The 12,884-nt window shown below is 52.3% G+C and carries 9 protein-coding genes and 2 tRNA genes; 5 read left to right on the plus strand and 6 right to left on the minus strand.

Features of this window, described 5'->3' with window-relative positions:
- Window positions 1-68: 68 nt before the first annotated feature.
- The 6 genes from ACO6VE_RS03870 to ACO6VE_RS03895 all read right to left on the minus strand — a co-directional run bounded on the left by ACO6VE_RS03870 (window position 69) and on the right by ACO6VE_RS03895 (window position 5,551).
- The gene (locus ACO6VE_RS03870) at window positions 69-767 is read right to left on the minus strand and encodes a hypothetical protein (protein ID WP_422459809.1); all 699 of its coding nucleotides are present in this window, start codon (window positions 765-767) and stop codon (window positions 69-71) included.
- Between the two features lie 459 nt (window positions 768-1,226).
- Window positions 1,227-3,317, minus strand: coding sequence for a S9 family peptidase (locus tag ACO6VE_RS03875; protein ID WP_422459810.1), 2,091 nt, complete (start codon window positions 3,315-3,317; stop codon window positions 1,227-1,229).
- 439 nt (window positions 3,318-3,756) lie between these two features.
- Window positions 3,757-4,038: a sulfurtransferase complex subunit TusB gene (gene tusB, locus ACO6VE_RS03880; RefSeq protein ID WP_422459812.1), complete on the minus strand. Its 282-nt coding sequence runs from the start codon at window positions 4,036-4,038 to the stop codon at window positions 3,757-3,759.
- On the minus strand, window positions 4,038-4,397 hold the full coding sequence (gene tusC / locus ACO6VE_RS03885) for a sulfurtransferase complex subunit TusC (protein WP_422448194.1): 360 nt from the start codon (window positions 4,395-4,397) through the stop codon (window positions 4,038-4,040). The genes tusB and tusC overlap by 1 nt, the downstream gene beginning before the upstream one ends.
- Window position 4,398: 1 nt before the next feature.
- The gene (gene tusD / locus ACO6VE_RS03890; protein WP_422459814.1) at window positions 4,399-4,791 is read right to left on the minus strand and encodes a sulfurtransferase complex subunit TusD; all 393 of its coding nucleotides are present in this window, start codon (window positions 4,789-4,791) and stop codon (window positions 4,399-4,401) included.
- Window positions 4,792-4,879: 88 nt separating this feature from the next.
- The gene (locus tag ACO6VE_RS03895) at window positions 4,880-5,551 is read right to left on the minus strand and encodes a Bax inhibitor-1/YccA family protein (RefSeq protein ID WP_209201278.1); all 672 of its coding nucleotides are present in this window, start codon (window positions 5,549-5,551) and stop codon (window positions 4,880-4,882) included.
- A gap of 384 nt (window positions 5,552-5,935) precedes the next feature.
- Between ACO6VE_RS03895 and ACO6VE_RS03900 the strand changes: the two genes are divergently transcribed.
- The 5 genes from ACO6VE_RS03900 (at window position 5,936) to ACO6VE_RS03920 (ending at window position 12,868) form a co-directional block, all read left to right on the plus strand.
- A tRNA-Ser gene (locus tag ACO6VE_RS03900) sits at window positions 5,936-6,026 on the plus strand.
- A gap of 47 nt (window positions 6,027-6,073) precedes the next feature.
- Window positions 6,074-6,164: transfer RNA gene (locus tag ACO6VE_RS03905), tRNA-Ser, on the plus strand.
- A 220-nt stretch (window positions 6,165-6,384) separates the two neighbouring features.
- Window positions 6,385-8,010: an N-6 DNA methylase gene (locus tag ACO6VE_RS03910; RefSeq protein WP_422459816.1), complete on the plus strand. Its 1,626-nt coding sequence runs from the start codon at window positions 6,385-6,387 to the stop codon at window positions 8,008-8,010.
- Window positions 8,007-9,305 (plus strand): restriction endonuclease subunit S, encoded by a 1,299-nt coding sequence (locus ACO6VE_RS03915; RefSeq protein WP_422459818.1) that lies wholly within the window; start codon window positions 8,007-8,009, stop codon window positions 9,303-9,305. The genes ACO6VE_RS03910 and ACO6VE_RS03915 overlap by 4 nt, the downstream gene beginning before the upstream one ends.
- Window positions 9,306-9,307: 2 nt before the next feature.
- Window positions 9,308-12,868 carry a type I restriction endonuclease subunit R gene (locus ACO6VE_RS03920; protein WP_422459820.1) on the plus strand — a complete coding sequence of 1,187 codons (3,561 nt, stop codon included), beginning with the start codon at window positions 9,308-9,310 and terminating at the stop codon, window positions 12,866-12,868.
- Window positions 12,869-12,884: the final 16 nt, after the last annotated feature.

Raw genomic sequence — 12,884 nt, forward strand, 5'->3', positions numbered from 1 at the left:
TTTATATTGTATGTATTGTTGCAAAACTTCTTTTAACGCTCCCTTCGTTGCCCCCCCTATGCGTTCCCTTATGCGCTCTGCGTAAGCGAAGTCATTCTGCGATTCTGGTGCCCCCTTATGCGCGCCCTTTCCCGCGCTGCGAAAGCGGGATCATTCTGGTAGCGTTCCCTTCGGCGAGCCCTCTGGCGTGCCTTTTTGCGCTCGACGCCATCGGGGTCATTCTGGCAGCGCTCCCTTTCGCGTTCCCTTATGCGCTCCCTTTCGCGCGCTGCGTAAACGGGATCATTCTGGTAGCGTTCCCTTCGGCGAGCCCTCTGGCGTGCCTTTTTTCGCTCGACGCCATCGGGGTCATTCTGACAGCGCTCCCTTTCGCGTTCCTTTATGCGCTCCCTTTTGCGCCTGGCGAATGCAGGATCTTTGCTAAGTATCCTCAGCCGCTCCCTTTCGCGCGCTGCGTAAACGGGATCATTCTGGTAGCGCGCCCTTCGGCGCGTCCTTCGACGTTCCTTTTCGAGCTCAGCGTATTCGGGGTCATTCTGGTTGTTGTTGACAACGGATGAGATTTGCGGGGTTGATTGATCTGTATCTGTCGGAGGCTGAATCAGAAAACACTGATTTTCAGGAATATCTGTGTGGGCATGATCATTATTTAACGATTCGATTCTGACTGGTAAGTAAAATAGTTGATCTTCTTTATTAATATTATCAACGCTGGCTATCGACCTTTTTTCCAGCCGGGTAGCATCAACTGGATTATGAAAAGGCACCGTCGATTGCTGAAGGCACTTTTTAGCAGTTTCAGCTGTACGCATAGCACATAGAATAACAGCAGCTTCTATGATGTCCCGGGAGAAGGCCGCACCTGATGCATGAGATTTGGAAAAAGGAGTACCCTGCAAACAGGATAAATGATCAGAAGCTGCATTTAATTGAGCAAAGGTAGCAGGTCTTTCCATTGAATTACAGAATTGTTGAGTTTACCTTAAGACCATTCTTTCTTATAAAAGTTCATCCCTGAAATACTCTGTCTAATATTTATTCAGTAGTGGGTTAAAAGCCTGTTCGGGCATGAATATCACCCCCCGAATATGACTTGTTGATCAAAAGGCCAGCAACCATATAGTTAGTGCATTTTGTACCTTGCTGGCCAATTAATCTGTGTTCTCAAGACCGGGAGGCTGTCCGAGAACAATGACAGATTCACATAATAAATCCGTCGATCAAGGCTACTTCATGCCAAAACACTTGAGGATAAAGGCATAGTTAAACGCTTCTTCATCAATCCATTCATAACGCTTGCTGGCACCCGCATGGCCTGCGTGCATATTCATGTTCAGTAGCAGCAGGTTTTCGTCGGTTTTTAATGCCCTTAAACGTGCCACCATCTTGGCCGGTTCCCAGTAGGTGACCTGCTCATCGGATATCCCGGAGTTAAACAACATCGGAGGATAATCCCTGGCCTGCACATTGTCATAAGGCGAGTACTGCATAATGTAATCAAAGTCGTCGGCACTGGTGACCGGGTTGCCCCACTCTTCCCATTCCGGTGGCGTCAATGGCAAGGATGCATCACTGATGGTGTTAATAACATCAACAAAAGGTACATCGGCCACCACGCAACCAAACAGATCCGGACGCAGGTTGGTCACCGCTCCCATTAACAGGCCACCGGCACTGCCACCATTAATGGCAATCTGCCCTTTATCGGTATAACCCTGTTTGACCAGATACTCCGTAGCATCAATAAAGTCATTGAAGGTATTCATCTTATGACGCATTTTGCCATTGAGATACCACTGATAGCCCTTTTCATCTCCGCCACGAATATGAGCCGTTGCATAAACGAACCCACGATCCACCAGGCTGAAGAGCCTGGATGAAAAACCAGCGGTCATGCCATAACCGTAGGAACCGTAACCGTAAACCAGGGCACGATGGGAGCCATCCTTTACCAGACCTTTGTTATGAATAATGGTGACCGGAATACGCTCACCGTCCCGGGCGGTGGCATACTCCCGCCTGACCTCATATTTTTCCGGGTCAAAGCTGGGTGTTTCCCGGGTATAGACCGCTGTGGTTTGCACGGTCTTCAGATCCAGCTCAAGAACGGTACTGGGCATAACCGGTGAGGAGTAATCCAGCCGGACGGTTGTGGCGTTATGATTCCAGTCACCGGAAAAATCCAGTTCATAGGCTTCGTCAGGCATGGATACCCTCTGCCGGTTACCGGATACCATGTCCTGCACCACCAGCTCATCCAGCGCTTTATCGTTATTTTTCTGCTCAATAATCAGGTAATGATTGTAGAAATGAATATCGGTAAGGCTGAGCGTGTTGCTTTCCGCCTGAACCAGATGCCAATGCTCCTGCTGCCACTGGTTTACCGATGTTTTATACAGCTGGAAGTTATTGGCACCATGAAGATTGGTGAGAATATAGAAGTCATCACTGTCGCCATCAAGATAGTGATCAAGGCTGAACACCACATCATCAGTGCCATGGGCAAACAGACGGAAATCGATCGCAGCGCGGGGAGAAACATAAACCACCTGACTGGAGCCGCTGTTGAGATACACCATAACGTATTCACGGTCGGTGGTTTCTGCCAGCGAAAGAAACATCCCGTCAAACTCATCAGGTTTGGAGAACACCAGCGCTTTCTTTTCCGGTCCCTGATGGATATTGATTTTATAGACATGTTTACCACGGGCCTGCTCATCACGCTCCACCACCAGAAGGTGCTCATCATCTATCCAGAGTATGGAGCCGGTACTGTTATGGTAGGTCCACTCACTGTCCTGCCCGGTCGCCAGATTCCGAACCCGAATGCTTCGCTCCATGGAGCCGGTGAGATTATAACCATAAGCAAGAAAAGTATTTGCCCGGTTGGTGATGGACGGGCCAAACATATAGAGGTCCTTGCCATCTGCCTCCTGGTTAACGTCCATATAAACCACTTCAGGCAGATCCATCGAGCCATGGCGACGACAGAGAATAGGATAGTTCTTCCCCTTCTCTTCACGGTAATAATAGAGAAAATCTCCCTTTTTAACCGGCCAGGACTGATAGTCTTCTTTTATCCGGGACAGAATTTCCTGATAAAGCTGCTCCTGAACGACCTTGCTGTCTTTCATTTGGGCATCTTTATAATCACTTTCAGCGTTAAGATAGGCCAGCACCTCCGGGTTTTTAAAATCCAGATCGCCTGCCACAATCTTCTGCCAGTGCTCATCCCGCAACCAGTGGTACTCATCGATACGGGTCTGGTCGTGCTGAATAATGGAGTGTGGAATTTTTTGAGCGACCGGTGCTTTCAAAGGGATCTCCTCAGAGGCAGATAATGTCAAAGCCAGTGTCAGTAAACACAATAAACGGTTTGCCAGCATAACACGGCCTATGAGGAAAAAACTCAACAGTTAAGAGCAAATGAGTTTGATGCGTACAATCTCCTTTCAAGAGCAAATGAGTTTGATACGTACAATCTCCTTTCAAGAGCAGATGAGTTTGAAGCGTACAATCTCCGTTCACCCTGAGCAGAGTCGAAGGGTGATTGGCACAGTCTTTATTAAGGGTATTGTTGAATGCCTTTCGTCCGTGCATCCTGAGCGGAGCCGGAGGACGCTCAGGGTGAACGGAGTTTGGATGTCAATGGAAGAGGCCCATCAATTACATTGAAGCCGTCCACCAGTTAACGGCGATATACAGAGATAGAGAGATTAGGAAGAAAGCATAGAATATATGATTGGATAATATCATTCAAAACCACGACAACACTTTCTCATTATCAATACATAATGAAACAAAGCGATCATAGTTGATGACTTCAAACGGCGCAGACACCACCACCCCGCGGGCCTTTGCATCAATATCCAGCACATAAACAGCGCAGCCATCCGGCAGAGCATTCAACGGGCTTGCCGGTGACAGCAGTTCATAAACAGCGTCTTCAATCAACAACACAGAATCGCCGCTGACAACAGCACGAACACAGAGAGCCATCGCCTGACCAGGCTTATTAACGGTATGCAGCGTACTCATCAGAAATTAAACACCCTGGAATGCTGTTGGATAAACAGAGACAACTCGCCCCCGGCAAGCACTGCCACCCCTGCCTGAAGCGCATCAGGACTGATACCCCGTTCCTCCAGAGACTGCTGATCCACATAAATGGTATCTATGCCATACAGAGGCAGCACCTGAAGCATGGCAGCAAGATTCTTACGGGGAATGTCACCGGCCTCCTGCCCTTGCAATAACTGATAGACCCCATCGCCCATCAGTAAAAGGCTGGTCTCAATATCATAAGAAGCGGATACCAGTGCCGTATCAAGCGCCTCACGGGCCGACTGCCCACTGTAAGGAGCCCGGCTGGAAATAACACACACAGAATGACTCATCTCAGGCTCCAAAGGTGATCAGGCGATCGGCCATCAGTGCGCCATCAAGCAACTGCCCCAGACCGGAAAGCTCATACCCCTTGCGGAGATTATGACCAGGCAGATCATAACGGTCAGATTCTGCCTGATCCACAATACCCCGCCTTAATGCCGCCGCAATACAAACCACGGCATCCAGATTATGCGCCTGGATAAACTGCTGCCACTCTTCAGGTAGGTTGGACTCATCCTGGGGTGGCTGGGCAATGGCGGTCGCCGTATTCACCCCATCCTGATAAAAAAACAACCGGACAATTTCATGCCCCCCGGCCACCACCGCCCGGGCAAAGTGCAATGCACTTTGTGGTGCCTGACTGTTGGCCGGAGCGCCATACACGGCCAGTGCAAACTTCATAACAATAACCTTGCGTTAACAGGAAAAAAATAGCCAAACAAAAAAAGCCCCACCAAATGGCGGGGCCCGCTAAAAGCAAAATCAAACATCAGTCGTCACTACTGGCACCCAGCAGGTGGAGCAGCGCAGTGAACAGGTTATAAATATCCAGGTAAAGGGAGACAGTGGCACGGATATAGTTAGTCTCACCACCGTGGATAATACGGCTGGTGTCAAACAGGATAAAACCGGACATCAGCAGTACAATCAGGGCAGACAGCGCCATGCTGGCAGCAGGGATATTAAAGAAGATCAGGGCAATACTGGCGACCACAGCGACAATCAGGCCAACCATCAGGAAGCCACCCATAAAGGAAAAATCTTTGCGCGTGGTCAAAACATAGCCAGAGAGGGCAAAGAACACCACGGCAGTTCCACCCAGGGCCTGCATGATCAGGGATGGACCATTGGCCATACCCAGGTAATGGTTAAGCATTGGCCCCAGGGCAGCACCCAGCACACCGGTAAAGGCAAAAACAGCGACAATACCCTTGGCAGAATCAGCGGTCTTGTTAACCACGAACAGCAGGCCAAAACCGACCAGAGAGAGAACCAGTGCCGTCATCTGGCTGATCTGCAGAGCCATGGCAACGCCGGCGGTGACAGCACTGAATAGCAGAGTCATACCCAGCAGCATATAGGTATTGCGCAGAACCTTGTTGATTTCAACGCCTGCACCCAGGCTGGTAGAAGCAGCGGTCATTACGGGTTTGCGATCCATCTTTGTCATTCCTCTATATAGATGTAATACCAGTCATTATATCAGACCAATTTACTGGGGCTATAGTTTTAACAATTCCTGACATTTTGCCTCCTAGTACATGGTTTCAATGAGTTTGACGTGTACAACCTCCGTTCACCCTGAGCGGAGTCGAAGGGTGCTTGGCACGATCTATCAGAGTCCGGAGTTTCCGCCCTTCGACAAGCTCAGGACGAACGGAGTGCGGAGGCACGACAACCCGTCAAACTCATTGAAACCATGTACTACATGTACTAGATGCTATCTACTATTTTTCAAATTTCCTGAGCTGGGAGCATAGAAAAAGATTACCGTTTATCAAGGCGTTGACAGAATTCTGATTTCAGGTACTATTCCTCTCGTCGCGGAGGGATGGCTGAGCGGTTGAAAGCACCGGTCTTGAAAACCGGCGAGGGTTAATAGCCCTCCCAGGGTTCGAATCCCTGTCCCTCCGCCATATCAGCACTCTTTTCTTTCATTCTTCGTGACAGAAAAATCATCCTTGGAGGGATGGCTGAGCGGTTGAAAGCACTGGTCTTGAAAACCAGCGAAGGTTAATAGCCTTCCCAGGGTTCGAATCCCTGTCCCTCCGCCACTTCTTAATTCCCCGGCTTTATCAGTCATAACCTTCTGAATTGCAAGACCTCTTCACCCCCCATCACTGTACACCACCCTATCTCGCTATATGTTTTACCCCCCCTATACCACTGAAACCCCCTTTACGGTAACCTAACGACCATTTACTACTAATGGGCCGACAGAAGCACCAGGTTAACAACCCCCCCGCTTGCCCGCCCCGCCACCGGTTACCCTTTATGTCGCAAAAACTCACCCTCGAAACCCTGGAATCCTGGCTCTGGGAGTCCGCCAATATCATGCGCGGCTCCATCGACAGCTCCGACTTCAAGAACTACATCTTCGGCCTGATCTTCCTCAAGCGGCTGAACGATGTATTTGAGGAGCGTGTCGCCGCCATCATGGACGATGAAGACTGCACCCGTTCAGAGGCCATGGCGATTGAAGAGGAAGAAGGTGACTACTTTGTGCCGCTGAATGCCCGCTGGGATTACATTATTGAGCGCACCGAGAATATCGGCGAGGTGATCGACGAAGCCTTTGGTGATATTGAAGCCCGCAACAGCTACCTGGAAGGTGTGCTCACCGCCATTCAGTTTGGTGATAAAGCCAAGCTTGGCGATGATTTGCTGGCCCGTCTGCTGCGCCATTTCAACCGCTACAATCTGGGCAACCAGCACCTGTACAAGGCCGATATGCTGGGCGATGCCTACGAATACCTGATCAAACAGTTTGCCGACGATGCCGGTAAAAAAGGCGGCGAGTTTTATACCCCGAAGCCGGTCGTGCAGCTGCTGGTGAGGCTGCTGGACCCACAGCCCGGCCACACGGTGTACGACCCCACCTTTGGCAGCGGCGGTATGCTGGTGGAGAGCGCCCACCATGTGGCCGAACTGCCCGGCGGCCAGATCATGGGGCGGCCGAACGTGGCGCTCTACGGTCAGGAGCGCAACCTGGGCACCTGGGCCATCGGCAAGCTGAACCTCTACCTGCACAATATGAACGCCGACCTGCGCCGGGGTAATACCCTGGTGGAGCCGCTGCACCTGGAACAGGACAGTGTGCGTGTATTCGACCGGGTGATTGCCAACCCGCCGTTTTCCGCCAAACAGTGGTGGACGCCGCTGGAAGTCAACCTGAAAACCAAAGTAGGCAAAGACGGCAAAGAGAAAGAGGTGGCCCCCAACTACAAGAAAGAGGTCTACGACCGCTACGGACGCTTCGGTTACGGCATCCCGCCCCGTGGCTATGCCGACCTGGCCTTTGTCCAGCATATGCTGGCCAGCCTGAAAGACGATGGTCGTATGGCGGTGGTACTGCCCCACGGCGTGCTGTTCCGTGGTGGTGAGGAGGGCAAGATTCGCCAGGGGCTGCTGAAAGGCACCAGCGAACAGCCTGGTGATCGGATTGAGGCAGTGATTGGCCTGCCGGAGGCGCTGTTCTATAACACCGGTATTCCTGCCTGTGTGTTGGTTATCAATAAGCAGAAGCCCGCCAACCTGAAGGACAAGGTGATCTTTATTGATGCCAGCGGTGAGTTTGCCGAGGGCAAGAACCAGAATAGTTTGCGGGTGCAGGATATTGACCGTATTGATGAGGCGCATAGTGCTGCTTTTCATAATGGTGTGGAGGAGGAGAAATATTGTCGTCTGGTGTCGATGGGTGAGATTGCTGGTAATGATTACAACTTGAATATTGCGCGGTATATCGATACTTCGGTGGCGGAGGTGCCGGTGGATATTGGTGCGGTGCTGGGTCAGTTGGCAGTTATCAGTGGGCAGTTGGCAGAGGTTGATGTGGAGTTGGATGGGTATTTGGCTGAGTTGGGGCTTTTGGCTACGGCGGATATGGAGCTGGTGTCATGACAGTGAACCGTCTCTCAAGCAAACCCATAGATTTCGTAGTGCAAGACTGGGACGTGGTACCGATTCGCACCTTTGTGAAAGAATTAATCTCTGGCACCAGTGTAAACTCCGAAAACCGACAAAAGTCTCAGAATGAAAAGGGTGTGTTAAAAACCAGTGCTGTCGGTCACGGCAGATTTTACGCAGGCGAACATAAAGCTGTTCTTATTGACGAGGAAGGGCGGTTAAAAAATTCCGTAATTGCAAGTCGTATAATCATTAGCAGAATGAATACACCGAATCTGGTGGGTGAATCAGGCTATGTGGATGCGACCTACTCAGATTTGTTTCTCCCAGATCGCCTTTGGATGACCGAACCCTCAGAAGTTAAACACTGCACCAAGTGGTTAGCTTATTGCCTGCAATTCCCGCCAATTAAACAGACGATACAGGCATCAGCATCAGGTACAAGCAATTCGATGAAAAATATCTCAAAAGATAATTTTTTATCGACTGAAGTACCTATGCCCCCACTCCCCGAACAGAAAAAAATCGCCCGCATCCTGTCGTCCGTCGATAGCAAGCTGGCCCTGATCGACCAGCAGATCACCACCACCCAAACCCTGAAAAAGGGGTTGATGCAGAAGCTGTTTACCCAGGGTGTCGGCACCCAGGATACTGATGGCCGGTGGCAGCCGCATACCGAGTTTCAGGAAACGGAGATGAAACTTGTAGAGAATGGTCTGATTAGTAAGACAGCCAGCAGAATCCCTGATGGCTGGAAACCCCTTAAATTGGGAGATATTTTCAGCGTTAAAAGCGGTGATTTCCTGCCCAAGAATAAAATGGAGCCAGGAACTGTGCCAGTTTACGGTGGAAATGGTATTTCCGGTTATCATGCCCAAGCTAACACTCAAGGACCAAAGCTAATTATTGGTAGGGTTGGTGCGTATTGCGGAGCGGTTTATTTGTCAGGAAGCAATTCTTGGATCACTGATAATGCGCTTTTTATCAATGAAAAACATCAATCATTCGATGATAAGTTTGGACTCTTCCTTTTGGAGCACTTAAATTTGAATTCCTATGCGGCCCAGAGTGCCCAACCACTTATATCCGGTAAGTTATTATTGGAAATTAAAGCAAATCTTCCCCCTCTTCCCGAACAACAAGAAATCGCCCGCATCCTCTCAACCGTTGACCGCAAACTGGATCACCTGCAAACCCAAAAAACCCAAACCCAACACCTAAAAAAAGGCCTGATGCAAAAGCTCCTGACCGGCCAAATCCGCGTACAGCCGGACCCGCAGGATAACTAATCATGGATAACCCGGAACTTGAAGGCGTGGAAAAACCCGCCATTGCCTGGCTGGTCAAACTCGGTTACACCCATCTCAGCGGTGCCGAGGTGGGCCGCCAGCAGGCCCACCGTCACATGGCACCCATTCTGGAGGATGTGCTGGCTGAACAGTTGCTGCGCCTTAACCCGTGGTTGGCGGCGCTGCAAAAAGAGAGCGGCAACAGCTCCACCGCCACCGTCCTGCGGGAGCTGCGCAAATTCTGGCAGGAGAACCTGTTGGAAGCGAACCAGAATGCCTGGGCGTCGGTGATTCATGGCAGCAATATCCAACTCAAGGATGCCCGTGGCCGCGCCCACAGCGTCCGCTTTATGGACCAGAGCAACCCCACCGCCAACCGCTTCCATGTGGTGGATCAGTACATTGGCAGCAACAGCGAGGGCGATGAGTTCCGGCCGGATCTGCTGCTGTTTATCAACGGTCTGCCTCTGGCAATGATTGAGTGCAAGGCCAGCCATATCAAATTGAGCAAGGGCATTAACCAGCTGCTCGCCTATCAGAACAGCCACCCGCGCCACTTTGTCTTTAACCAGGTCTGTGCGGCCATTAACCGTGGTCAGGCCCGTTACGGGGCCATCTACACGCCAGAAGCCTTCTACTTTCGCTACCGGCTGGACGACGCCGAAGAAGCCATCGTACAACAACTGCTTAGCAAAGAACCCAGCGAACAGGATCGTCTGCTGTGGGCGCTGTTTGAGCCGACCCGCTTTGTGGAGCTGGTCTGCCAGTTTGTGCTGTTTGAAGTGGAAGATGGTCGCACCATTAAAAAGCTGCCCCGTTACCAGCAGTGGCGGGCGGTACGCAAGACGCTGGCACGGCTCACCAAAGCTGACGGCAACGGTGTGGTTGGTGGTGATGGCACCGGCGGCGTGGTCTGGCACACCCAGGGCAGCGGCAAGTCGCTGACCATGGCTTATCTGGCCCGCTACCTGCGGGCTGAAAGTGTTGGCCTGAATAACCCCAGCATTCTGGTGTTAACCGACCGCACCGACCTGGACCGGCAGATTTTCAACACCTTCACCAATATCGGCCTGCACCCCCTCAAGGCACCGTCGGTGGCGGGGTTACAGCAGATACTGGGCAACGACTACGGCAGCATTTTCACCAGCACCGTGCAGAAGTTTCAGGAGCACGATGGCAAACCCATCAAAGCTGCCCGGCACGACCCGGAAGAAGACAGTGCCGACCACAAAACCCGTATCCGCCGGGTAGAAGACGGTGGCGACTATTTTATCTGTGAAGACAGCAACACTAACTTCGGCCAACTGGACAACACCGGCACACCTCTGCCACCGCTCTGGCAGGAGATCAGCCGGGAAAAGGTCGATTTTCTGGTGCTCTCCACCAAGCCCAACTTTTATGTGTTGGTGGATGAAGCACACCGCAGTCAGTACGGCTTTCTGGCGGCGTTTATGCGGGCCAGCCTGCCCAATGCCAGGTTTATCGCCTTCACCGGCACCCCCATTGCCAAACACGACAAAGACACCCTGCGGGAGTTCGGTGCCGGGGACTATATCGACACCTACCGCCTTGACGAAGCCGTGGCCGATGGTGCCACCCTGCCCATCAAATACCAGGAGGGCATGACCGAGCTGACCACCGATGCCCAGCTCGATAGCGCCTTTACCGACACCTTCGGGCAGGAGGACGAAGGTCGGCAAGCGAAACTGAAACAGTCACTGTTGAAGAAACGACGCACGGCAAGTGATCGTATCGAGGCCAATACCCGGCATCTGGTTGATCATTTTCTGTCGTCGGTGAAAGCCCGGGGGTTCAAGGGCTTGCTGGTGTGCAACGGCCGGGAGATGGCGGTGCGTTATAAAGACACCCTCGACCGGCTTATGGCGCAACGGGCCGCCAATGGCCAGGAGACTTTCGAGAGCCGGGTGGTGATCTCCCTGGGCAATATCACCGAAAGCCGCACCGGTGCCGATCAGGTGCAGGAAGCCGCTGGCCAATACCAACTGGATAAGGAATTGTCCTTAAATAATTCCGACATTTTAAACTCGGTCTCCGTTCATCCTGAGCGCCCTTCGACTCCGCTCAGGATGAACGGTCGAAGGGTGACTGGCACGATAATCGAGGCCGGAGTACACGCCCTTCGACAGGCTCAGGACGAACGGAGTTTCGAGGCTCAGAAATGTCGGAATTATTTCGGGCCAATTCCTAAAAAGCCGCTGCAAACCATCGAGGAGCGCATCAAGGCAGAGCGCAATGCCGGTCAGGTGCCGGTGGCGGTACCCAGCGATGAGATTCCCGCGCTGGTCAACAACCTGTTCAAGAAACCCTACGGCGATGAAAGCCAGAATGACAGCAATGCGCCCGATGGCCAGGGCATCCGGTTTTGCAATATTGGCCTGCTGATCGTCTCCGATATGCTGCTGACCGGCTGGGATGCGCCCATTGTCAGCACCCTGTACCTGGACAAACCCCTCAAAGAGCACACCCTGCTACAGGCCATCGCCCGGGTGAACCGCACCCGTAAAGGCAAGAATGCCGGGTACATTGTCGACTATTACGGCGTCGTCGAGTATCTGGACGATGCCCTGAAAATCTACAGCGGCGACGTGCAACCGGAGCAAATCTGGACCGATATCAACAGCGAGCTGCCAAAGCTCGAAGCAGCGCTGCAAAAGGTGCTGGACCTGTTGCCGAAAAAGCATGATCCGATCCACCAGCCGGAACTCTTCAAAAACGACGCGGAGCAATACCTTGACCCGGACGTACGACTGGATGTGGTGGATGACTTCCTCGCAGCCTTCAAGGCGTTTAATGCCCGCCTCGATACCGTACTCCCCGATCAACGGGGTGCCCGCTACAAACCGTTCTTTCAGGTGCTGGCAGCGATCAAGGATGCGGTGCGCCAAAGCCTGCCCGATGACGCTTACCAGCAGCCACTGAGCCAACTGGAGTCGGCCCTGCTGCAACAACTGCTGGATGATTACATCGCCACCGATGAGGTTCGCAGCCTGATCGGGCGAGAAGTCTCCATTCTGGATGCCGGTGATATGGAGCGCCTGCGCAAGCTCAAGGCCGCAGGCAGTCAGGCGCTGGTGATGAAGAACCAGCTTAAGCACACCATTGCCGTGGGCATGCGCAAGAACCCCGGCTTCTTCGGAAAATTGCAGGAGGCACTGGAGCAACTGCTGGCGGACGAAAAAGCCAACCGCATTGAGCAGGCTGCGTTTTTGCTGCAACTGGAGCTGTTCTGCCAGCAGGTGCGGGAGAAAGCAGCGGGCGGTCAGCAGGCCGGGTTCAATACCCCGGCCAAGGTGGCGGTTTTTGACTATCTGCGCAGCCAACTGAACGACGATGGTGAAACCGCTGCCGTGTGGACACAAGCGCTGTTTGCCGATCAGGAAATCAGCCAGACCATCGCCAGCCCGGTATGGCAGGAGAAAACGGAGATTCACAAACCACTGCAAACCTGTATTCGCAAACAGCTGCGAACCCTGGCCGGCTGGGATATGACCGTGGCTCGTCAGCACGCCACCGAACTGCTACATATATTGCTGAACAACTGACAGGACGCCCACCACC

The sequence above is a fragment of the Endozoicomonas sp. ALB115 genome (assembly GCF_049310245.1).
Lineage (GTDB): Bacteria > Pseudomonadota > Gammaproteobacteria > Pseudomonadales > Endozoicomonadaceae > Endozoicomonas.

Coding starts and splice junctions, on each gene's coding strand:
- tusD (WP_422459814.1), bottom strand. CDS start 4,791: ATGAAGTTTGCACTGGCCGTGTATGGCGCTCCGGCCAACAGTCAGGCA.
- tusC (WP_422448194.1), bottom strand. CDS start 4,397: ATGAGTCATTCTGTGTGTGTTATTTCCAGCCGGGCTCCTTACAGTGGG.
- ACO6VE_RS03915 (WP_422459818.1), top strand. CDS start 8,007: ATGACAGTGAACCGTCTCTCAAGCAAACCCATAGATTTCGTAGTGCAA.
- ACO6VE_RS03910 (WP_422459816.1), top strand. CDS start 6,385: ATGTCGCAAAAACTCACCCTCGAAACCCTGGAATCCTGGCTCTGGGAG.
- tusB (WP_422459812.1), bottom strand. CDS start 4,038: ATGAGTACGCTGCATACCGTTAATAAGCCTGGTCAGGCGATGGCTCTC.
- ACO6VE_RS03920 (WP_422459820.1), top strand. CDS start 9,308: ATGGATAACCCGGAACTTGAAGGCGTGGAAAAACCCGCCATTGCCTGG.
- ACO6VE_RS03895 (WP_209201278.1), bottom strand. CDS start 5,551: ATGGATCGCAAACCCGTAATGACCGCTGCTTCTACCAGCCTGGGTGCA.